The 24,281-nt window shown below is 76.3% G+C and carries 5 protein-coding genes; 1 reads left to right on the top strand and 4 read right to left on the bottom strand.

The window, feature by feature from the left end:
- Positions 1-23 precede the first annotated feature (23 nt).
- Complete coding sequence (locus OG989_RS19885; RefSeq protein ID WP_327028038.1) at positions 24-5,579, bottom strand: type I polyketide synthase; 5,556 nt, start codon at positions 5,577-5,579, stop codon at positions 24-26.
- A gap of 284 nt (positions 5,580-5,863) precedes the next feature.
- Between OG989_RS19885 and OG989_RS19880 the strand changes: the two genes are divergently transcribed.
- Complete coding sequence (locus tag OG989_RS19880) at positions 5,864-6,625, top strand: thioesterase II family protein (protein WP_151454782.1); 762 nt, start codon at positions 5,864-5,866, stop codon at positions 6,623-6,625.
- Positions 6,626-6,693: 68 nt separating this feature from the next.
- Here the strand turns inward: OG989_RS19880 and OG989_RS19875 are convergent, their stop codons facing one another.
- The 3 genes from OG989_RS19875 to OG989_RS19865 all read right to left on the bottom strand — a co-directional run bounded on the left by OG989_RS19875 (position 6,694) and on the right by OG989_RS19865 (position 24,207).
- Positions 6,694-7,581, bottom strand: a complete 888-nt coding sequence (locus OG989_RS19875; protein ID WP_132240759.1) for a class I SAM-dependent methyltransferase — start codon at positions 7,579-7,581, stop codon at positions 6,694-6,696.
- 29 nt (positions 7,582-7,610) lie between these two features.
- Complete coding sequence (mhpA, locus tag OG989_RS19870; RefSeq protein WP_327028037.1) at positions 7,611-9,188, bottom strand: bifunctional 3-(3-hydroxy-phenyl)propionate/3-hydroxycinnamic acid hydroxylase MhpA; 1,578 nt, start codon at positions 9,186-9,188, stop codon at positions 7,611-7,613.
- Positions 9,189-9,267: 79 nt separating this feature from the next.
- The gene (locus OG989_RS19865; protein ID WP_327028036.1) at positions 9,268-24,207 is read right to left on the bottom strand and encodes an SDR family NAD(P)-dependent oxidoreductase; all 14,940 of its coding nucleotides are present in this window, start codon (positions 24,205-24,207) and stop codon (positions 9,268-9,270) included.
- Positions 24,208-24,281: the final 74 nt, after the last annotated feature.

Genomic DNA, 24,281 nt, shown 5'->3' with positions numbered 1-24,281 from the left:
AGGGGCAAGCGGCGGACTCGTGGTCAGGATCGGCCGAACTTCTGGTCGATGAAGTCGAACAGCTCGTCGTCCGAGGCCTCGTCGAGGGCCTGGCTGACGTCGGCCAACCGATCGGTGGCGTCGCTCCACCTGGTGACCAGCGCCCGGAGGCGGACCGCCACGGCGGTCCGCGTCTCGTCGTCGCCGGCCAGTCGTTCCAGCTCCTCCGGCCCGGTCGCGGCGAACGCGGCCTCCAGCCGGTCCAGCTCGGCCAGCAGGCCCGCCTCGGGCGCCGGCGGGGCGGCGTCGACAAGCAGGAAGTCGGCGAGGGCCGCGGGCGTGGGGCAGTCGAAGATCAGGCTCGCCGGCAGCCGGATCCCGGTGAGGGCGGTCAGCCGGTTGCGCAGCTCCACCGCCGTCAGCGAGTCGAAGCCGAGGCCGGTGAACGTCTGCCCGGAGGGCACGACGGTGGCCGGCGGGTAGCCGAGCACCTCGATGACCTGCGCCTTGACCAGGTCCTCCACCAGCCGGCCACGCTCCGCCTCGGGCGTGCCGGCCAGGCGCTGCGCGAAGGACGGTCCGCCGCCGTCGCCGCCGCCGGCGACGACGCGCCGCCGGGCCCGGACCAGGCCGCGCAGCGGCGCCGGGAGCTGGCCGGCGTCGGCCTGGCGGCGCAGCGCGGCGGGGTCGAGCAGCGCCGGCACCAGGTGGGGGCGGCCGCCGCGCAGGCTGGCGTCGAAGAGGCGCAGCGCCTGGTCGGTGTCGAGCGGGCTGAGGCCGTTGCGGCTCATCCGCTGCCGCTGGGCGGCGTCGAGGGCGCCGGTCATTCCGCTGTCGGCCGCCCAGAGCCCCCAGGCCAGGGAGGTGGCGGCGAGGCCCGCGGCGCGCCGGTGCTGGGCGAGGCCGTCCAGGAAGGCGTTCGCGGCGGCGTAGTTGCCCTGCCCGGGGCCGCCGAGAACGCCGGCGACCGACGAGAAGAGGACGAACATCGCCAGGTTCCGCCCCCGGGTCAGCTCGTGCAGGTGCCAGGCGGCGTCGGCCTTGGCGGAGAGCACGGCGGACATCCGCCCGGGGGTCAGCGCCGAGATCACCGCGTCGTCGAGGACGCCGGCGGCGTGGACCACGCCGGTGAGCGGGTGCTCGGCGGGGACGCCGGCCAGCAGTGCGGCGAGGGAGTCCCGGTCCGCCACGTCGCCGGCCACCAACCGGACCTGCGCGCCCAGCGCGGTCAGCTCGGTCAGCAGCTCCGCCGCGCCGGGGGCGTCCGATCCGCGCCGGCTGACGAGCAGCAGCCGGCGCACCTTGTGCGTGCTGACCAGGTGCCGGGCCAGCAGGCCGCCGAGGGCGCCGGTGGCCCCGGTGACCAGGACCGTCCCGTCGGGGTCGAGGTCGGCGCCCAGCGCCGGGTCGAGAACGGCGGGCGTGAGCCGGGGTGCCAGCACCCGCTCGTCCCTGACCGCCAGCTGGGGTTCGCCGGTGGCGACCGCGCGGGCCACCAGGTCCACCGTGCCGGGCTCCGGTCGCCGCGCCTCGTCGAGGTCCACCAGCACGAAGCGGCCGGGGTGTTCCGCCTGGGCCGAGCGCAGCAGGCCCCAGACCGCCGCGCCGGGGAGGTCGGTCGTGCGGCCGGTGTCGCCGGCGGGGACGGCCCCCCGGGTCAGCACGACCAGTTGCCGCTCCGCCAGCCGGTCGTCGGCGAGCCAGCCCTGCACGGCGGTCAGCACGGCGGCGAGCCGGGTCCGGGTGGCGGCGGGGACCGGGGCGCGCTCGTCGTCGGCGTACGCGGCGAGCAGCACCAGCTCCGTGTCGAGCAGGCCGACGTCGACCGCGTCGGCCAGCTCGGCGAGCCCGTACCGGGCGAGTGCCGCCAGGTCGGACGGGGCGTCGCCGAGGAGCACCGCGCCAGCGGTCGCCGGGGCGCCCGCCGGGACGCTCTGCCAGGCGACGTCGTACAGGGAGTCGACGCCCGCGTCGGTGCCGCGTACCTGCTCGGCGGTCACGGGGCGGGAGACCAGGGAGCCGATCCGGGCGACGGGGGCGCCGGCCGGGTCGGCCAGGGTCAGGGTGACCCCGCCGCCGCTGCGCCGGGCGCGTACCCGCAGCGTGGTCGCGCCGACCGCCGAGAGGGTGACGCCGGTCCAGGCGAAGGGCAGGCGTACGCCGGACGCCTCCTGGTCGGCGTCGAGCAGGCCGACGACGTGCAGGGCCGCGTCCAGCAGGGCGGGGTGGATGCCGAAGCCGGCGACCTCGGTGCCGTCGGGCACCGCCACCTCGGCGCACACCTCGTCGTCGGTACGCCAGACGGCGCGCAGGCCACGGAAGAGCGGGCCGTACTCGACGCCCAGGCGGGACAGCTCGGTGTAGACCTCGTCGACCGCGACGGCGGTGCCGGACGTGGGCGGCCAGGGCCCCGGCTCGGCCCCGTCGGGCTGCGGTGCGGCGGGTGCGAGGACGCCCGCTGCGTGGCGGTCCCACTCCCCGTCCGGGTCGGCGGCGGCCCGCGAGTGGATGGTGACCGGCCGGCGTCCCTCCTCGTCCGCCGTGCCCAGCTTCACCTGCACCGACCGGGCGTCCTGCCCGGTGAGCGCCAGCGGCGCCTCCAGGGTCAGCTCGTCGAGGGCGTCGCAGCCGACCTGCGCGCCCGCGTGCAGGACCATCTCGACCAGGGCGGCGCCGGGCACCACGACCGAGTCCCAGACGACGTGCTCGGCGAGCCACGGGTGGGTACGCGCGGAGAGTTCGGTGCCGAAGAGCCGTGCGTCGTCGTCGGCCACGCGTACGGCGGCGCCGAGCAGCGCGTGGTCGACGGGGCGGACGCCGAGCCCGGGCGCGCCCGCGCCGCCGTCGGTGGTGTTGAGCCAGTAGCGCTGGTGGTCGAAGGCGTACGTGGGCAGGGCGACCGTGCGGGGGCGTGCCCCGGCAGCGGTGAGGTATCCGGTCCAGTCGACGTGGCCGCCGGTGACGTACCGCTCGGCGAGGGCGGTGCGCAGCGTGTCGGGCTCGGGGTGGTTGGCTCGCAGCGTGGCGGTGAACCGGACGTCGCCGGTCGCCTCGACGCAGTCCTGGGCCATCGCGGTGAGCACGGCGTCGGGGCCGACCTCCAGGAAGTGCGTCACGTCCTGCTCGTGCAGGGTCCGTACGGCGTCGGCGAACCGCACGGGCTGCCGCACGTGCCGCACCCAGTAGCCGGGATCGGTGATCTCTGCGGCGTCCGCCACCGCGCCCGTCACGTTCGACACGATCGGGATCCTCGGCGGCTGCCAGTCCAGCCCCGCCACCACCGACCGGAATTCGTCGAGCATCGGCTCCATCAGGCGGGAGTGGAACGCGTGACTGACCGCGAGCTCCTTGACCCGCCAGCCCCGCTCACGGGCGGTCGCCACCACCGGGGCCACCTCGCCGGCGGCACCCGAGACCACCACCGACGCGGGACCGTTGACCGCCGCGATGTCCACGGCCGCACCCAACGCGCCGATCAGCTCGGCGACAGCCTCCTCCGACGCGCCGACGGCCGCCATCACGCCGCCGGCCGGCAGCGCCTGCATCAACCGGCCCCGCGCCGCCACCAGCGCGCACGCGTCCGCCAGCGACAACGCCCCGGACACGTACGCCGCCGTCACCTCACCGATCGAGTGCCCCGCCAGGAAGTCCGCCCGCACACCCCACGACGACAACAACTCCCACAACGCCACCTCGACCGCGAACAACCCCGCCTGCGCGAAGACGGTCTGATCCAGCAGGCCGGCGTCAGCCGAACCCGCCTCCGCGAACACCACCTCGCGCAGAGCACGCGGCAGCAAGCCGTCGAACCGGGCGCACACCGCGTCGAACGACGCCGCGAAGACGGGGAACGCGTCGTACAGCTCCCGGCCCATGCCGGCGCGCTGCGAGCCCTGCCCCGTGAACAACACCGCCCGGCGGCCCGCCGACACCACACCCGATACCGCCGGCCCGCCCTCGGCGACAGCCGACAGGCCGGCGACCAGCTCGTCGACGTCCGAGCCCCACACCACCGCGCGGTGCTCCAGCGCCGCCCGGGTCGTCGCCAACGACCACGACACGTCCGCCACCGCAAGATCAGCGCGGTCCCGCACGAACGACGCCAACCGCGCCGCCTGACCCGCCAGAGCACGCTCCGAGCGACCCGACACCACCCACGGCACCGGCAGCCCCCGGGGGCCCGCCGCCGGTTCCGCCTCGATCCCGGGATCGGTCTCGGGTTCCGGCTGTTCCAGGATCACGTGGGCGTTCGTGCCGGAGATGCCGAACGACGACACGCCCGCCCGACGGGGACGCTCCACCGCCGGCCACTCACGCGTCCGCGTCACCAGCTCCACGGCACCGGACGCCCAGTCCACGTGCGACGACGGTGCGTCCACGTGCAGAGTCGCCGGCACCACACCCGTCCGCATCGCCGAGATCATCTTGATGATCCCGGCCACCCCGGCAGCCGCCTGCGTGTGACCGATGTTCGACTTCACCGACCCCAGCAACAACGGCGCATCCCGGCCCTGCCCGTACGTCGCCAGCAGGGCCTGCGCCTCGATGGGGTCGCCCAGCGTCGTGCCGGTGCCGTGCGCCTCCACCACGTCCACGTCGGCCGTGGACAGACCCGCAGACGCCAACGCCTGCCGGATCACCCGCTGCTGGGAGGGGCCGTTCGGTGCCGTCAGCCCGTTCGACGCGCCGTCCTGGTTCACGGCCGTGCCGCGTACCACCGCCAGGATCTGGCGGCCGTCGCGTTGCGCGTCCGCCAGGCGCTGCACCAGCAGCATCCCGACGCCCTCGGCGAGCGCCGTGCCGTCCGCCGCGTCGGCGAACGCCCGGCACCGGGCCACCGGGGAGAGGTTGCCCTGCCGGGTGAAGTCGACGAACACCGCCGGGGTGGGCATCACCGTCACGCCGCCGGCCAGGGCGAGGTCGCACTCGCCCGACCGCAGGGCCTGCACCGCCAGGTGCAACGCCACCAGCGACGACGAACACGCCGTGTCCACCGTCACCGCCGGGCCCTCGAACCCGAACGAGTACGCCACCCGACCCGAGGCGATGCTGCCCGCGTTGCCGAGACCCAGGTAGTCCTCGACGCCCGCCGGCGGGGTCTCCGGCGGGTGGGCGTACCCGCTGTGGGTCATGCCGGCGAAGACCCCGACGCGGGCGCCCCTCAGGCTGGTGGGGTCGATGCCCGCCGACTCGACGGCCTCCCACGAGGTCTCCAGCAGCAGCCGCTGCTGCGGGTCCATGGCGAGGGCCTCGCGCGGCGAGACGCCGAACAGCCGGGGGTCGAACTCGGCGGCGTCGGGCACGAAGCCGCCCTCGCGGACCGAGGAGGTGCCCGGCCGGGAGCGCTCGGGGTCGTAGAGCGCGTCCAGGTCCCAGCCACGGTCGGTGGGGAAGGAGGCGATGGCGTCGCCGCCGGCCGCGACGAGGTCCCACAGCTCCTCGGCCGTGCGTACGCCGCCCGGGAACCGGCAGCCGGTGCCGACGATCGCGATGGGCTGCTGCGCATCGGCCTCGACGTCACGGAGCCGTTGCCGGGTCCGCCGCAGGTCGGCGGTGACTCTCTTCAGGTACTCCCGGAGCTTGTCTTCGGTGTCCATCAACCCAGCCCATCGCGATTCACGGCGGAGACTCGACGTAAGCGACGGTACGAATGCGCAGAAGTCTCAGGCGACACCTGTATCTGTCGTTCGGCTCGCTCGGCCGAGAGCCACGCAGATCCCCATCTGCGGGGAGAAGTTATTGGGTGTGCGCGAGCGCGGACAACCCCTAACCAGGCAACGGGCCAGCTAGGGGTGTCCGGTCCCCACCCGTCGCACTAGCGTCGCCTCGACCGGGTCCGTGCAGATCCGGTCGGGAAACGCAGCCGCTGGAAGGACCGCCAAGGATGACCACGCCAAATACCGACAACGGCTTGTGGGTGCGACGCTTCCACCCGGCTCCGGGTGGCGCCAGGCGGTTGGTGTGCCTGCCCCACGCCGGCGGGTCGGCCAGTTTCTACTTCCCCGTCTCCCGCAGCCTCTCCCCCGCCGTCGAGGTGCTGTCGATCCAGTACCCGGGCCGGCAGGACCGCCGCCACGAGAAGTGCATCGGTGACATCCACCAGCTCGCGCGGGAGGTCTTCACCGTGCTGCGGCCGTGGCTGGACGAGCCGGTGGCCATCTTCGGGCACAGCATGGGGGCCAGCGTCGGCTTCGAACTCGCCCGGCTGATCGAGCAGGACGGCGGTACGGCGGCGCACCTGTTCGCGTCCGGACGCCGTGCGCCGTCGCAGGCGCGGCACGAGACGGTGCACCTGCTCGACGACGAGGGCCTGCTGGCCGACGTCCGGAAGCTCAGCGGCACCAACTCCGCCGTCCTCGGGGACCCGGAGATGCTGCGGGCCGCGCTGCCGGCGATCCGCAGCGACTACCGGGCGGCGGAGACCTACACCTACCGGCCGGGTCCGCCGCTGAGCTGCCCGATCACCGTCTTCACCGGCGACGACGACCCGAAGACGACGGTCGAGGAGGCCCGGGCCTGGTCGACCCACACCACCGGGCCGTTCGACCTGAAGGTCTACCCGGGCGGGCACTTCTTCCTGGCCGAGCACCAGCCGGCGGTCCTGCGGGCCATCTCGACGGCCCTGACCGCGGCGCCCGCCGTCTGATCCCACGGACGAGGGGCCCGTCCACCGGTGTCACGACCGGTCGGCGGGCCCCTCGTCCGTGCGGGGCGTCACCGCTTGTGGCCGACCGCGATCACGTAGTCGAGCTGCGCCATCTCGCGCTTCATGAGGTCCTGGTTCTTCCAGTGCGCGGCCATGCTCTTGCGTACGGCGGGCTTGACGACGGCGCGGAACTCGGGGTCGTTGGTCCGTCCCGCCATGTACGCCCGCCAGCCCTCCCAGGTGCGCTCCTTGATCGAGTGCACCTCCGGGTTGGCGAAGCCGGCCTCGACCAGCTCCTGCCGGTACGTGTCCCGGTCGTGCCAGTTCTCCTTCGGGATGCTGAACTTGACGAAGCTCAGCGGGCCGGACTGGATGGCCGCGCGGACGACGTCTCCGCTGACAGGGATGATGTCGGCCGTGGCCAGCACGCCACCCGGGCGCAGCACCCGCAGCGCCTCGGCGAAGAACGCGCTGCGCGGGTAGAAGTGGAAGGCCGACTCCAGAGCGACGACCCGGTCGAAGGTGTTGTCCTCGAAGGGCAGTTCGGTGGCGCTGCCCAGCCGGAAGTCGGTGCGGTCCGCGAGGCCCTCCTCCTGCGCCCGGCGCTGCGCCGCCTCGACGTGGTGCGGGGTGATGTTGAGCCCGTACACCTTGGCGACCCGGCGCTCGCGCAGCCACTTGAAGTCCTGGTCGGCGTAGCCGAAGCCCACGTCGAGGACGGTGTCGTCCGGCTTGAGCCCGGCGGCGTCGGCCAGCTTGTCGGCCAGCGCCTCGGCGGCCGTGTCGAGGTCGGTGACGCCGTCCTCCCAGTAGCCCACGTTCATGTAGTGCGTGCGGCGGGCCGCGAACTCGACGTCGGGCGACTGGATCTCGTAGAAGCGCCGGACCCGGGTGATGGGGTCGGCGGTGAAGACCGTGCGGATCGCCCGGCCGGCGATCTTCAGGTTCTCGAACATGTGGGTTCCTTCCGAGGGGTGGATGCCGATCAGCCGCGCCGGACCTGCTGGCGCAGGTCCTCGACGAGCGCGGGTACACCGGCCGGGTCGGCTGCCGTGCCGAAGACGTAGAAGTCGGGCCGGACGAGCACCGCGACGGCGTCGTACCGCTTGAGGTGGGACAGGTACACGTCGTCGAGGTCGAAGGCGGTCGGCGCGGCGCCGGGCCCGGGGGCGGGCGCGCCGGCGGGGACGACCCGGACGACCCGGGCGTCGAGCGAGTCCAGGAAGGCCCGGGCGTCCGCGTCGAGCAGGTCGTCGGGGTCCTCGGCGCAGACCAGGACGAAGCCGGTGCCGACGACCTCGTCGAAGAGGCCGGCGCGCCCGTCGACCTCGACGCGGCCCTGCGGCATCGGCACGCCCGCGCCGGCCGCCGGGGCCTCGGCCGTACGGGCGTGCAGGACCCCGCCGGCCAGGGGCTCCAGCAGGGAACGGGTACGCGGCCGGGAGGTGCGTCGGCGCAGTTCGGCGAGCATGACGGAGTCCCGGCCGGCGGCGGCGGTGCGGTCGGTCTCGCAGATCACCGTGCCCGAGTCCATGGACATCCGGATGGCGTGCTGCACGTGCGCGCAGCGCTCCTCCTGGTAGGTGTCCAGCAGCGCCTCCTCGGCCAGGCCGCGGTGCACCAGGTCGAGCTTCCAGGCGAGGTTGAGGGCGTCGCGGAAACCCGAGCTCATGCCCTGCCCCATGAACGGCGGCATCACGTGCGCCGCGTCGCCGGCGATCAGGATCCGGTTGGACCGCCAACGGTCGGCCGAGCACGCCTGGGTGGTGTAGACGCCGTACCGTTCCAGGGTCGCGTTGTCGGGCGTGATGTCGAAGAGGCCGAGCAGCCGCCACACGCTCTCGACGGTCTCGAACTCCTCCCGGCTCTCCCCCGGCACCCGCATGAACTCCCACCGCCGGTGCCCCGGGCCGGCCGACACGGCCGTGCGGGGGCGCGCCGGGTCGCAGACCTGGAGGTTGTTCGGCTTGAACTCGCGGGCCTCGTGCGGCACGACGTCGCAGACCAGCCAGTCGTACGTGAAGCCGAGGTCGGTGACGTCGCTGCCCAGGTGTTCCCGGACGAAGCTGTTGGCCCCGTCGCAGCCGACGACCCAGCGGGCCGCGTGGACCTCCTCGCCCTCCGGGCCGGCGATGGTGACCTCGACCCGGTCGTCGTGCTCGACCAGGCCGGTCACCTGGTACGGGCGCAGCACCGTCACGCCCGGCAGCTCCGCTCCCCGCTCGGCGAGCAGCGCCTCCAGCCCGGGCTGGTAGAAGGAGACCGAGTCGGGCCAGCCCATCGGGCCGTCGCCGGTGACCTTGACGTGCAGCAGGGTCCGGCCGAAGCCGTTCTTGAAGGTGTACTCGCCCGACGACTCCACCACCGGTCCGAGCCGGTCGGCGACGCCGGCGGCGGCCAGGATGCGGCTCGCCTCCCCGTCGTACGAGACCGCGCGCGGGAAGTTGTACGGGGTGGCCCAGCGCTCGACCGCCGTGACGGTGAGACCTCGCTGCGCCAGCAGGATCGTGAGCATCTCACCGACGGGGCCGTAGCCCACGATCAGGACGTCGGTCATCAGCATCGGTATCGGTTCCTCGGGGGTCGGTCGGACACGGTGTCGGAAGGGACGGCTCGCGCCGTGCGGCGCGGCCGGGCGGCCATCAGAGACCGAGTTCGGAGTCGATGAGGTCGAAGAGGTCGTCGTCGCTGGCCAGTTCGAGGTCGAGGTCGGGATCCCCGCCCGAGCCGGCGCGCATCGTCCGCCACTTGGCGATGAGCACCTCCAGCCGGGACCCGATCTGGGCGTGCAGCTCCGCCTCGACGCTGGCCTCGGTCAGTGACCGTTCCAGGTTCTCCAGGTCCGTGAGAACCGGCGGAACCTCCGGGCCGGTGTCCGGCGCCAACTGCGACACCAGGAACGTGGCCAGCTCGTTCGGGTCCGGGTAGTCGAAGATCAGCGTGGCCGGCAGGCGCAGACCGGTCGCCGTGGTCAGCCGGTTGCGCAGCTCGACGGCGGTCAACGAGTCGAAGCCGATCTGGCTGAACGCCCGGCCGGGGGCGACCGCCGCGCGGCTGCCGTGCCCGAGCACGCTCGCCGCCTGCTCGCGTACCAGGTCGACCACCAGGGTGTGGCGGTCGGGCCCGGCCAGGGCCGCCAGTTCGTCGGCGAGGGTGCGCCCGCCGCCGGTCGGGGCGCTCGACCGGGCGCTCGGCCGTTCCCGCCGCATGAGCCCGCGCAGCAGGGCCGGGGGCCGCTCGACCCGCTCGCCGAGCGCGGCGACGTCGATCCTGGTCGGCACGAGCACCGGCTCGGCCAGCCGCAGGCCCGCGTCGAACAGGGCCATCCCCAGGTCGGACGGGATCGCGAGCTGCCCGTCGCGGGCGGTGATCCGGGGGTCGGTCCGGTCCAGCTTGGCGGTCATCTCGCTGGCCTGCTCCCACAGTCCCCAGGCGAACGACCGGCCCGGCAGGCCCTCGGCCCGGCGCGCCAGGGCGAGCGCGTCGAGGAACGCGTTGGCCGCCGCGTAGTTGGCCTGACCGGGTACGCCGAAGACGCCCGCGCCGGAGGAGAAGAGCACGAACCCGGCGAGGTCGAGGTGGCGGGTGAGCTCGTGCAGGTGCCACGCGGCGTCGAGCTTCGGCGCGAACACCGTGTCGACGCGCTGCGGGGTGAGGGCGGTGACGATCCCGTCGTCGAGCACCCCGGCGAGGTGCACGACCGCGGTCAACGGGTGCCGGGCCGGTACCGCGTCCAGGACCCGGGCCAGGCTGTCCCGGTCGGCCACGTCGGCCGCCACGACCGTGGCCTCGGCGCCCAGGGAGCGCAGTTCCGCGATCGTCTCGGCCGCGCCAGGGGCCCGCTCGCCGCGGCGGCTGACCAGCAGCAGCCGCCGTACGCCGTGCGTCTCGACCAGCCGCCGGGCGACCAGCCCACCCAGGGTTCCGGTCCCGCCGGTCAGCAGCACGGTGCCGTCGGGGTCCCACGCCCTGGGCATGGTGAGCACCACCTTGCCGACGTGCCGGGCCTGGCTGACGTGCCGGAACGCCTCCGGCGCCTGGCGGACGTCCCACACCTGCGTGGGCAGCGGGGTGAGCGTCCCCCGCTCGAAGAGCCCGAGCAGCTCGACGAGCATGCGCTGCACCTCGTCGGGGTCCTCCAGGGTCAGGTCGAAGGCGGTGTAGGCCACCCCCGGGTGGTCGGCGGCGACCTGGGCGGCGTCGCGGATGTCGGTCTTGCCCATCTCGATGAACCGCCCGCCGCGCGGCAGCAGCCGCAGCGAGGCGTCGACGAACTCGCGGGCCAGCGAGTCCAGCACCACGTCGACGCCCCGTCCGCCGGTGGCCCCGGCGAACCGGTTCTCGAAGTCGAGGGTCCGGGACGAGGCGATACGGTCCTCGGCGACGCCCATCGAGCGCAGGGCGTCCCACTTGGCGGGGCTGGCGGTGGCGTAGACGTCGGCGCCGAGGTGCCGGGCGAGCTGCACGGCGGCCATGCCGACGCCGCCGGCCGCCGCGTGCACCAGCACCGACTCGCCCCGGCCGAGCCCGGCCAGGTTGACCAGGCCGTGGTACGCGGTCAGGAAGACCACCGGCACGGAGGCGGCCTCGACGTACGACCAGCCGGCCGGCATCGGGGCCAGCAGGCGGCGGTCGGTGACCGCGACGGGCCCGAAGCAGCCCACGAAGACCCCGAACACCCGGTCGCCGGGGCGCAGGTCGGTCACCTCGGCGCCCACCTCGACGACCTCGCCGGCGCCCTCGCCGCCGAGCGGCCCCGCGTCGCCCGGGTAGAGGCCGAGCGCGTTGAGCACGTCGCGGAAGTTCAGGCCGGCGGCGCGGACGCGTACCCGGACCTCGCGGGGGCCGAGAACGGCGTCGGCGGCGTCGGTCGGGACCAGGGTGAGGTTCTCCAGGCTGCCCCGCACCGGCGCGTCCAACCGCCACGCGGCGGCGGGCGGCGCGGCGAGTTCGCCCGCCGAGCCGGCCCGCGCCAGCCGTGGCACGTACGCCGTGCCGCCCCGGATCGCGGCCTGCGGCTCGTCCGCCGCCAGCACGGCGGCGACCTGGTCGGGGCCGATCCCGTCGCCGTCGACGTCGACGATGACGACCTGGCCCGGGTTCTCCGACTGGGCGGAGCGCACCAGGCCCCACGCCGCCGCGGCGGCCGGGTCGGTCACCTCGCCGGCGTGGTGCACGGCCACCGCGCCCCGGGTCACCAGCAGCAGCCTCGACGCCGCCCAGCGGGGCTCCGTGAGCCAGCGCCGGACGAGGTCGAGGGCGCGGACGGCGGCGTGCCGTGCCGCGCGGGGGGTGGGCTGCGCGGGTTCCGCGTCGAGCGGCACGAGCACGGCCCCGGGCAGGGCCAGTCCCGCGTCGACGGCGTCGGCGAGCCCGTCCAGCCCGGGGTGCAGCCCGAAGCCGTCCAGGCCGGGCGCGACGGCCACGGCGTCGACCGGGGTGGCCGCGTCGGCCGGCGGCAGCGGCGTCCAGTCGAGCCGGAACAGCGCGTCGCGGGTGGCACGGTCGTCGGTGACGGCCAGCTCGGCGGCGGAGATCGGCCGCATCGTCAGGGCGGCCACCTCGGCCACCGGGGCGCCGGTCGGGTCGGCGACGGTCAGCGCGATGGCGTGCGGTCCCACCTGGGTCAGCCGTACCCGCAGGGCGGTCGCCCCGGTGGCGTGCAGGCTGACGCCGTTCCAGGCGAACGGCAGCAGGAGCCGGCCGGCCCCGGCCCCGGCGAGGCCGCCGAAGTGCGCGGCGTGCAGGGCGGCGTCGAACAGGGCGGGGTGCAGGCCGTACCGGTCGGCGTCGACCCGTGCGGCCGCCGGCAGCTCCACCTCGGCGTAGACCTCGTCGCCGCTGGTCCACACCGCGCGCAGCCCCTGGAACGCCGGCCCGTACGCGTAGCCGTCGGCTGCCAGGCCGGCGTAGAAGCCGGTCAGGTCGACGGGGCGGGCGTCGCGCGGCGGCCACGTGGTGGGCTGCGGCGACGCGGCGGGCTGGTCGGCGGAGAGGGTGGCGCTGGCGTGCCGGGTCCACGGCCCCGCGGCCGGGCCGTCGGCGGGCCGGGAGTGCACGGTCACCGGGCGGCGTCCGTCGTCGCCGCCCGCGCCGACCGTCACCTGCACCTGGGTCGCGCCGTCGGCGGGCAGGGTCAGCGGGGCCTCGATGACCAGTTCGTCGAGGACCGGGTGGCCGATCTCGTCGCCGACGCGGAGGCAGAGTTCCACCAGGCCGGTGCCGGGCACCAGCACGCTGTCGGAGACCCGGTGGTCGGCCAGCCACGGCTGCGCGTCGGTCGACAGCCGCCCGGTGAACAGGTGGCCCCTCGTCTCGGCCAGCGCGACCGACGCCCCGAGCAGCGGATGCCCGGCGGCGTCCAGGCCGGCGGCGCCGACGTCGCCGGGGCCGGAGACGGGCCGGGGCCAGTAGCGGCGGTGGGCGAACGCGTACGTGGGCAGGTCGACCCGCCGGCCGCCGGCCAGCGCGGGCCGCCAGTCCACCGCGACCCCGCACACGTGCAGCTGGGCCAGGGAGAGCAGGAACCGCGCCCGGTCGCCCTGGTCGCGCTGCACCGAGCCGACCACCACGCTCTCGCCGTCGTGGTCGGCGAGGGTCGCCTCGATGCCCACGGTGAGCACCGGGTGCGGGCTGCACTCGACGTACGTGTCGTGGCCCTGCTCGGCCAGCGAGCGGATCGCCTGTTCCAGCTCGACCGGCTGCCGCAGGTTGCGGTACCAGTAGTCCGGCCCCATCTCCTCGCCGTCGAGCCAGCGCAGGTCGGTGGTGGAGAAGAGCGGCACGGCCGCCGGGCCGGGGGCGATGCCCGCCAGCACCTCGGCCAGCTCGTCGCGCAGGCCCGCCACCTGGGCGGAGTGCGAGGCGTAGTCGACGGCGATGCGCCGGACCCGGGCCTGCTCGCCGGCCAGTTCGGCGAGGAGTTCCTCCACCGCCTGCGGCTCGCCGGACACCACGACGGCGGCCGGCCCGTTCACGGCGGCGACCGAGATCCGGTCGCCGAACCGGGCGATCCGGTCGCGGACCGTGTCGGCGGGGAGCGCGACGGAGGCCATCGCCCCGTGTCCGGCCAGGGCCCGCAGCGCCCGGCTGCGCAGCGCCACCACCCGGGCGGCGTCGGGCAGGGAGAGCACCCCGGCGACGCAGGCGGCGGCGATCTCGCCCTGCGAGTGGCCGACGACGGCGGCCGGCTGCACGCCGTAGGAGCGCCACAGTTCGGCCAGCGACACCATCATCGCGAACAGTGCGGGCTGCACCACGTCGACCTCGTCGAGGCCGGGCGCGCCGGGCACCTGACGCAGCACGTCCAGCAGCGACCAGTCCAGGTACGGCCGCAGCGCCGCGTCGCAGGCCGCCATCCGCTCCGCGAACACGGGGGCCTGGTCGAGCAGGTCCAGTCCCATACCGAGCCACTGGGAGCCCTGCCCGGGGAAGACGAAGACGCACCGGCCGACGGGACGGGCCTCGCCCCGCGTCACCGCCGGGTCGGGCCGGCCCTCGGCGAGCGCGTCGAGGGCGGCGGCGACCTGGTCCGGCGACGCGCCGACCAGCACCGCCCGCGAGTCGAAGGTGCTGCGGCTGGTGGCCAGCGACCAGGCCACGTCGAGGGGCCGCTGGTCGGGCCGCTCGGCGAGGTGTTCCCGCAGCCGCCGGGCCTGCCCGGCGAGCGCCTCCGGGGTACGCGCGGAGAGCAGCCACGGCAGCGCGTACGCCTCCGTCGGCGTGGCTGCGGCGTCGGCGTCCGGGGCCGACCCGGCGACCGCCTCGACGATCACGTGGGCGTTGGTGCCGCTGATGCCGAACGACGAGACACCGGCCCGCGCCGGCCGGTCCGCCGCGGGCCACGGGCGGGCCTCGGTGAGCAGCTCCAGCGAGCCCGACCCCCAGTCGACCCGCGAGCTGCGGCGCCCGGCGTGCAGGGTGCGGGGCAGCCGGCCGTGCCGCATGGCGAGGACCATCTTGAGCACCCCGGCGACGCCGGCCGCGGCCTGGGTGTGCCCGAGGTTGGACTTGACCGAGCCGAGCAGCACCGGCGGGGCGCCGGCCGGGCGCTGCCCGTACGTGGCGAGGATCGCCTCCGCCTCGATGGGGTCGCCGAGCGACGTGCCGGTGCCGTGCGCCTCGACGACGTCCACCTCGGCGGCGGTCAGCCCGGCGGCGCCGAGCGCGGCCTTGATGACCCGCTCCTGCGACGGCCCGTTCGGGGCGGTCAGCCCGTTGGACGCGCCGTCCTGGTTGACCGCCGAGCCGCGGACCACGGCCAGCACGGGGTGGCCCCGGCGGCGGGCGTCGGAGAGGCGCTCCACCACCAGCATCCCGACGCCCTCGGACATGCCGAAGCCGTCGGCGTCCTCGGCGAACGCCTTGCACCGCCCGTCGGCGGCGAGACCGCGCTGGCGGCTGAACCCGGTCAGCCCGGCCGGGGTGGACATCACCGACACGCCACCGGCCAGCGCCAGGTCGCAGTCGCCCTGGCGCAGGGCCTGCACGGCCAGGTGCAGCGCCACCAGCGACGCCGAGCAGGCGGTGTCGACGGTGACGGCCGGCCCTTCCAGCCCGAGCGCGTACGCGACCCGGCCGGAGAGGACGCTGCCGGCCGTACCCGTGAGCAGGTGCCCCTCGTCGGCGGTGACCTCACCGTCGTCGGAGACCACGCCGGGGGCGATCCGGTCGCCGTAGTCCTGGCCGTGGGTGCCGGCGAAGACGCCGGTGCGGCTGCCCCGCAGGGTGACCGGGTCGATGCCGCCGCGTTCCAACGCCTCCCAGGAGGTCTCCAGCAGCAGCCGGTGCTGCGGGTCCATCGCGAGGGCCTCGCGGGGGCTGATGCCGAAGAACGCGGCGTCGAAGTCGGCGATCCCGGTGAGGAACCCGCCGGCCCGCACGTACGTCCGGCCGGCCGTGCCGGGCACCGGGTCGTAGAGGTCGGCCAGCGGCCAGCCCCGGTCGTCGGGCAGGTCACCGATGACGTCGGCGCCCGCGTCGAGCAGCCGCCACAGCTCCTCCGGGGAGCCGATGCCGCCGGGGAAGCGGCAGGCCATCGCGACGATGGCGACCGGCTCGTCCAGTGCGACGGTGCTCGCGTCGGTGACCTCGGTGGCGGCGGTGCCGAGCAGCCGGGCGTGCAGGTGCGCGGCGAGCAGCTCCGGGGTGGGGTGGTTGAACACGGCGTGCGGGGCGAGCCGGACGCCGGTGACGGCGGTGAGCCGGTTGCTCAGCTCCACGGCCATCAGCGAGTCGAAGCCGAGTTCCTTGAACGGGCGGCGCGGCTCGACGTCGTCGGGGCCGGTGTGCCCGACCACGGTGGCGCACCGGGTACGTACGAGGTCCAGCAGCAGGGCGGCGCGGTCGGGTTCGGCCAGCTCGGCCAGCCGGTCGGCGAAGCCCTTGGCGGAGGCGGGCGCGGCGTCGGCGTTGACGGCCCGACGGGGCGGTGGGGGCAGCAGCGCCCGCAGCAGGGCGGGCACCTCGCCGGAGGTCCGCACGGCGGCCAGGTCGAGCCCGATCGGCACCAGCGTCGCCCGGTCGACGTGCAGGGCGGCGTCGAACAGCGCCAGCCCGGCGGCCGTGTCGAGGGGACGGGTGCCGCCCCGGGCGAGCCGGGCCAGGTCCGCCGGCGTGAGCCGGCCGGCCATCCCGTCCTGCGCGGCCCACAGCCCCCAGGCCAGGGCGGTCGCCGGCAGGCCCTGGGCGCGGCGGTGCGCGGCGAGCGCGTCGAGGAACGCGTTGCCGGCCGCGTAGTTGCCCTGGCCGGGGCTGCCGAAGGTGGCGGCGGCCGAGGAGAAGAGCACGAACGCGGCCAGGTCGAGGCCGGCGGTCAGCTCGTGCAGGTGCCACGCGCCGTGCACCTTGGACCGCAGGGCCCGCTCCCAGCGGGCCGGGTCGAGGTCGGTGAGCAGCGCGTCGTCGGTGGCCCCGGCGGCGTGCACGACGGCGACGAGCCGGTCGGCCAGCGGGGCGACGACCTCGGCGAGCGCCGCCCGGTCGGCGACGTCGGCCGCGACCACCCGGACGGTGACGCCGGCGTCGGTCAACGCGTCCGTCCAGTCGCCGGCCCGGCCGGTGCGGCTGACGAGGACCAGCTCGGCGACGCCGTGCACGGTGGCGAGGTGGGTGGCGACGTGCCGGCCGACGCCGCCCGTGCCGCCGGTCACCAGCACGGTGCCGCCGGCCAGCGCCGGGACCGGCGTACCGGCCGGGGGCGGTTCGACGGGGTGGAGCCGGGGCAGCAGGACCCGGCCGTCACGGACGGCGATCTCGGGCTCGTCCCCGGCGACGGCCAGCGCCGCCCGGACGGTCGCGTCGTCGGTGGCGTCGAGGCTGAGCAGCAGGAACCGGTCGGGTTGTTCCGCCTGGGCGACCCGGACGAGCCCCGCCACCGGGGCGTGCACCGGGTCACCGTCGCGGACGGCGAGGGCCAGGCGGGTGGTCTCCGCGCGGGGGTCGACCAGCCAGCTCTGGAGCACGCCGAGCACGGCGAGGCCGACGGCGTGGGCACGGTCGGGCACCGAACGGCCCGGCTCGCCGTCGCCGACGCGCAGCACCAGCAGCGGCGGCAGCGGCCCGTCCGGGGGTGTGCCGTCGGCGAGCGTCCAGGAGGGCGCGGGCGTCGCCGGGAACGCCGCGGGCGACCAGTCGACGGCGTACAGCCCGGCGGGGGCGGGCGGGGGCGCCGGCGTCTCGGCGGGCGGCAGGTCGAGGGTCCGCAGCACCACCCGGTCCACGTCGAGCACGGGCACGCCCGCGGCGTCGACGGCGGTCAGGGTCACCGCGTCCGCCCCGGCTGGGGCCAGGCAGACGCGCAGCGCGTGCGCCCCGGTGGCGTGCAGGCGCACGCCCGCCCACTCGGTGGGCAGCAGCCGGCCGGTGGGCGCGGCGTCGTGGCCGGGCGCGAAGTCGGCGAGCGGGAGCAGGCGCAGGGCCGCCTCCAGCACCAGCGGGTGCACGCCGTACCGCTCGGCGTCCGGGTCCCGGGCGTCCTCGGGCAGGCGTACGTCGACGAAGAGCCGGTCGGCGGCGACCCACGCGGCCCGGGCCAGTTCCCCGGCCATGGCCTGGTACTGCGGGGCGGTCAGGTCCACCGGTCGGGCGCCGGTGGGCGGCCAGGCCGGGGCGAGGGCACCCCGGCCGCTCTCCGGGTCGACCGGGCCGAGCACGGCCTCGGCGACCTCCCGCCAGGGCTGCCCGTCGCCGGCCCGGACGTGGCAGTGCGCCACCCGGCGCCGGTGCTCGTCCGGCGCCGAGACGCCGACCTGCACCTCGAGGGTCGCCTCGGCGGGCAGCGGCACCGGATCGGGGACGCGCAGCCGCCGCACCGTCGGGGTGCCGAGCTGTTCGCCGAGGTGGGTGAGCATGTCCAGCAGGGCGCTGGCGGGCAGCAGCGCGGGAGTGCCGTCACCGGGGGTGGCCAGCCACGGCTGGGTGGCCGCGGAGACCTGCCCGGTGCAGACGACCTGCCCGGTGCCGGCGACCGCCAGCACGCCGCCGAGCAGCGGGTGCCCGGCGTCGGCCAGCCCGACGCCGACCGGGCCACCGGCCGCGGCCGACGCGGGCAGCCAGTAGTGCCGGCGTTGGAAGGCGTACGTGGGCAGGTCGACGGGGCGGTGCGGCCCGGGGCCGGCGAGGGCGGCGCGGTCGACGGGGACGCCCCGGACGTGCAGCCGCGCCACGGCGGCGAGCAGCGCCTCCGGTTCGTCGGCGACGCCCCGCACGGCGGGCACGAAGGCCAGCTCGTCGGCCTCGGCGAGGAGGCAGTCCTGGGCCATCGCGGTGAGCACGCCCGCCGGACCGACCTCCAGGAAGGTGGTGACGCCCTGCCCGTGCAGGGCCCGCACGCCGTCGTGGAAGCGGACGGTGCCCCGCACGTGCGCCACCCAGTAGTCGGGCGAGCAGAGCCGGGCCGGGTCGACGGGGTGGCCGGTCAGGTTGGACACCACCGGCAGGTGCGGGGTGCGGTACGTGAGGCCGGCCGCCACCGCGCGGAACTCGTCGAGCATCGGCTCCATGCGCGGCGAGTGGAACGCGTGCGACACCCGCAGCCGGCTGGTACGGCGTCCGGCGGCGCGCAGGGTGGCCGCGACGGCCAGCACCGCGTCGGCGTCGCCGGAGACGACGACGCTCGTCGGGCCGTTGACGGCGGCGAGGCCCACCCGGTCGGTGAGGTGCGCGGCGACCTCGGCCTCGTCGGCCTCGACGGCGACCATCGCGCCCCCGGCGGGCAGCTGCTGCATCAGCCGGGCGCGGGCGGCGACGAGCGCCGCCGCGTCGGCGAGGGGGAACACCCCGGCCACGTGCGCGGCGGCCAACTCGCCGACGGAGTGGCCGAGCACCGCGTCGGGGCGCACGCCCCAGGACTCCAGGAGGCGGTACAGCGCCACCTCGAAGGCGAACAGCCCCGGCTGGGTGTACAGGGTCTGGTCGAGCAGGTCGGCCAGTTCGTCGCCCTCGGCGGCGAAGACGACGTCCGCGACGGGGTGCGGGGCGTGGCCGGCGAGGCAGCGGTCGAGTTCGGCGCAGGCCGCGTCGAAGGCGTCGGCGAAGACCGGGTACGCCGCGTGCAGCTCGCGACCCATGCCGGCGCGCTGGCCGCCCTGCCCGCCGAAGAGCATGCCGAGCTGGCCGTCGACTACCCGGCCGGTCAGCACGGTCGGCACGTCCGCGTCCGCCTCGCCGCGGGTCAGCGCGGTCAGGCCCGTCCGGGCGGTGGCCGGGTCGCCGGCCAGCACCACGGCCCGGTGTTCGAGGGCGGCGCGGGTGGTGGCGAGCGCGTGCCCGACGTCGGCCGGGTCGGCGTCCGCCCCGGGCCCGTCGAGCCAGGTCAGCAGGCGGGCCGCCTGGTCCCGCAGCGCCTCACCGGAGGCTGCGGCGAGCAGCCACGGCACGGGCGGTCGTCGGGTGGCGGCGGCCCCCCCGGACGACGACTGCTGGTCCGCGGCCCCGGACGGCGACTGCTGGTCCGCGGCCCCGGACGACGGCTGCTGGTCCGCGGCCCCGGACGACGGCTGCTGGTCCGCGACCCCGGGCACGGGGGGCGGGTCGGCGGCGGGCGCCTCGACGATGACGTGCGCGTTGGTGCCGCTGATGCCGAACGACGAGATGCCGGCCCGCCGGGGCCGTCGCACCTCGGGCCACGGGCGGGCCTCGGTGAGCACCTCGACCGCGCCGGCGGACCAGTCCACCTCGGACGTCGGGGCGTCCACGTGCAGGGTGCGGGGCAGCGTTCCGTGCCGCATCGCGAGCACCATCTTGATCACCCCGGCGGCCCCTGCGGCGGCCTGGGTGTGGCCGAGGTTGGACTTCAGCGAGCCCAGCCGCAGCGGTTCGGCGTCGCCACGACCCGTCCCGTACGTGGCGAGCAGCGCCTGCGCCTCGATCGGGTCGCCCAGCCGGGTGCCGGTGCCGTGCGCCTCGACGACGTCCACGTCGGCGGCGGAGAGCCCGGCCGCGTCCAGCGCCCGGCGGATGACCCGCTCCTGGGCGGGCCCGCTGGGGGCGGTGAGCCCGTTGGACGCGCCGTCGGAGTTGACGGCGGAGCCGCGCAGCACGGCGAGGACGGGGTGCCCGCGCCGGCGGGCGTCGGAGAGCCGTTCCAGCAGCAGCACGGCGACGCCCTCGGACCAGCCGGTGCCGTCGGCGCCCTCGCCGAACGCCTTGCACCGGCCGTCCGGGGCGAGCCCGCGCTGCCGGCTGAACTCCACGAACGCCTGCGGGGTGCCCATCACCGCCACGCCGCCGGCCACGGCGAGGGAACAGTCGCCCGCGCGCAGCGCCTGGGCGGCCAGGTGCAGCGCCACCAGCGACGACGAGCACGCCGTGTCGACGGTGACCGCCGGCCCCTCCAGCCCCAGCGCGTAGGCGACGCGGCCGGAGACGACGCTGCCGGCGGTGCCGACGCCGAGGTAGCCCTCGGTGCCGGGCGGCGCCTGGCGCAGGTTCGCGGCGTAGTCGTGGTGCATGACGCCGGTGAAGACGCCGGTGGCGCTGCCGCGCAGCGAGGTGGGGTCGATGCCGGCCCGCTCGAACAGCTCCCAGGACGTCTCCAGCAGCAGCCGCTGCTGCGGGTCCATGGCGAGCGCCTCGCGCGGGCTGATCGCGAACAGGGTGGCGTCGAAGTCCGCCGCGTCGGTGAGGAAGCCACCCACCCGGACGTACGAGGTGCCGGGACGGTCGGGGTCGTCGGAGAACAGGTGCGCCAGGTCCCAGCCCCGGTCGGTGGGGAACTCCGTGAGCCCTTCGCGGCCCTCGTCGACCAGGTCCCACAGCTGTTCGGGGGAGGCGACACCGCCGGGGAGCCGGCAGGCCATGGCGACGACGGCCACCGGGTCGTCCACCGTTGACGGCGCGGACGGCCGGTCCGCCGCGGGGCCCGGCTGCCCGGTGCCGCCGCGCAGCCGGGCGGCGAGGTGCCGGGCGAGAGCGTCCGGGCTGGGCCGGTCGAAGGCGGCCGTGGCGGAGAGCCGTACCCCGGTGGCCCGGGCCAGCCGGTCACGCAGGGCGACCGCGCTGACCGAGGTGAAGCCGAGTTCCTTGAAGGCCCGGCCGGGGCGCACCGCGGCCGGGCCGGACAGGCCGGCCACCTCGGCGGTGGCGGTGCGGACCAGATCCAGCAGGAGCCGGTCCCCCTCGGCGGTGCTCAGCCCGGCCAACCGGCGGCGCAACTCGGCGGCGTCCCGGTCGTCGGCGGCGTCGTCCGGCGCCGCAGCGGGCCCGCGCCAGGCGGGGTGCGCGGCGTCGGCGTGGCCCGCCGGACGGGCGAGCACGACCAGGTCGTCGCCGTCGTGGGCCACGTCGAACGCGGCGAGATCGGCGCGTACGGCCGTCGGGACGCTGCTTCCCGCCCCGGTTCCGGTTCCCGCAGGGGTGGCGGGCGTCGGCTCCCGGTCGGCGGGCGCGGTCGTGCCGACGACCCGGGCCGGCAGACCGGCGGCCCGGCGGCGGGCGGTCAGGGCGTGCAGGGCGCCCACGGCCGAGGCGGCCCGCTCCCGGCCGGCGGCGCCCAGCAGCAGGGCGGACGGCGCGAGGACGGTGAACGAGGCGGCCGGGAGCCGGGTCGCGGCGTCCAGCCTCCCGGCGAGGCGGAGCAGCCGGGCCGCGTCCTCGTCGTCGGTCAGGTCGTCGTCGGACAGGCAGAGGAAGACCCCGCCGGGCGGCTCGTCGCCCGCCCGGTCGGCGGGCAGCGCGGCGACGTCGGCGCCGGCGGCGACGAGCTCGGTGACCAGATCCACCAGGGCGGTCCCGGGCGTGGCGCCGACGTGGAGCAGCCGCAGCCGGCGGACGCGGTGCGCGGCGACGAGGTGTCGGGCCAGCGCCGCGCCGGTCGGCCCGTCCGCGCCGGTGACCAGGACCGGACGGTCCGGGTCGGCCACGCTCACCGGCCGCGCCGGCACGGTCGCCGGGACGGGCACGAGGACGGCGTGCAGGGCGGCTCCGGCCCGCAGCGCGACCTGCGCGGCGCCGGCGTCCACCACGGCGGGGAGCAGGGCGGTCGAACGGTGTCCGGCGTCGCGGTCGACCAGCACGATCCGGTCCGGGTAGGCGGCCTGCAGACTGCGGCCGACCGCCTGGACCGCGCCGGCCGCCGGATCGGCCTGGTGCCATCCCCCGGACACGGCGGCGGCGTCGATCCCGGTGTCCAGGTCGCCGGGCGCGTCGCTCGCGGCGGGTGCGGCGGCCGGGCCGGTCAGCAGCACCAGGCGGGTGCCGGCGAACCGGTCGTCGTCGAGCCAGCCGCGCAGCCGGTCGGCGAGGTCCGCCGCGACGGCGTCGGCCGGCTCGACCAGCAGCACCGTCACGTCGGGCACGTCCGGGGCCTCGCGCAGGGCGGCCAGGTCCCGGTGGGACCGGAACCGGTCCCCGGGCGACGCCGCGCGCAGCGGTTCCACCAGCTCGTCGCTCCCGCTACCGACGAGCGCCCAGCGGCGGGCCGGGGCGGCGGCGGCCTGCGCGGCCGTCGGGACGGGCGCCTCGACCGGCGGTACTGCGGCCAGGTCGAGCGGCTGCCAGGCGATCAGGCTCAGCGTCTCGTGGTGGCTGCCGTTGACCGCCCGCAGCCGCGCCGGCCGGTCGAGCAGGAGCCGGCGGGTGACCTTGCCGGAGGCGGTGCGGGGCACCTGCCCGATCTCGTACAGCTCCTCGGGAACCTTGTGGTAGGAGAGCTTCTCCCGGCAGGCCGCGTACCCGGCCCGGGGGTCGAAGCCCTCCGGCCCGGGCACCACGAACGCCACCGGCACCTCGCCGAGCACGTCGTGCGGGCGGCCCGTCACCGCCACGTCGGCGACGCCGGGCACCCCGCGCAGGGCCTCCTCCACCTCGGCCGGATGGATCTTCTCGCCACCCCGGATGATCAGTTCCTGGTGCCGCCCGGTGACGAAGATGTTGCCGTCGGCGTCGCGGCGGGCCAGGTCGCCGGTGCGGTACCAGCCGTCGCGCAGGGCGGCGGCGGTGACCTCCGGCAGGCCGTGGTAGCCGAGCATGACGCTCGGCCCGTTCACCCAGACCTCACCCTCGGCGCCGGTCGGCACGTCCAGGCCGGTCTGCGGGCTGACCAGGCGCACCTCGACGCCGGGCACCGCGCGGCCGCAGGAACCCTCGACCCGGGGCTGGTCCGGCCGGGTGACGGCGATCGAGCCGCAGGTCTCCGTGCTGCCGTACGCGTCGAGCAGCGGCGCGTCGAAGACCTCGTCGAACGCCCGGCGCAGCGCGCCGGTGGTGATCGCCCCGCCGACCAGGCAGACCCGCAGGGCCGGGGCGCGGAAGCCGCTCTCCCGGGCGGCGGTGACCAGGTGGTGGTACATGGCCGGCACACCGGCCAGCACGGTGGCCTCGTCCTCGTCGACCGCGCGCAGCACGTCGTCGGCGGAGAAGCCGTCGATGAGCCGGGCCGTGGCGCCGACGGCGGTCACGCTGAGCACGCACCCGATGTGGGAGAGGCTGTGGAACAACGGCAGCGGCCAGACCACCCGGTCGGCGTCGGTGAGCCCGGGGATCGGCACGTAGCAGGCGGCGACGGACCAGAGGCAGGTGCGCTGGGTGGAGAGCACGCCCTTGGGCCGGCCGGTGGTGCCGGAGGTGTAGAGCATCCAGGCGACCTCGTCGAGGCCCAGGTCGTCACGGGCGTCCACACCCGGCTCGGTGTCGACCAGGTCACGCCACGCGGTGACCCCGGCGGGCACCGGGCCGTCCCCGGTGACCACGACCCGCAGGGCCGGCCGGCCGGCACGCAGCCGCAGCAGCTGGTCGAGGTGCCGCGGGTCGGTGACCACCAGCACCGCACCGGAGTCGTCCAGCAGGTGGGCCAGTTCCGCGTCGGTGCTGTGCGGGTTCACCGGTACGCCGACCGCGGCCGCCCGCGTCACGGCCAGCCAGGTCTCCACCGTCTCCACCCGGTTGCCGAGGCAGAAGGCCACCCGGTCGCCCCGCCCGACCCCCGACGCCGCCAGGTGACCGGCCAGCCGGCGGGTCCGCGCCGCCAGGTCGGCGTATCCGACCGCCCGGCGGTCGTCGCGGAACGCGACCTTGTTCCCCAACCTGGCGGCGTGCGCCTCGATCAGATCGGACAACGGCTGGATCAGGTCGCTCCGAAGCATGTCACCACATCCGTCCGTCGGCGAGACTTCTCATCCGCGGCGTAGACCCCGCTCGCCGTAGCGGCCCAAGTCTT

It is taken from the genome of Micromonospora sp. NBC_01740 (assembly GCF_035920365.1).
GTDB lineage: Bacteria > Actinomycetota > Actinomycetes > Mycobacteriales > Micromonosporaceae > Micromonospora > Micromonospora reichwaldensis.
Note: the sequence above shows the minus strand (reverse complement) of the source record. Positions and strands in the feature narration are given on the sequence as shown.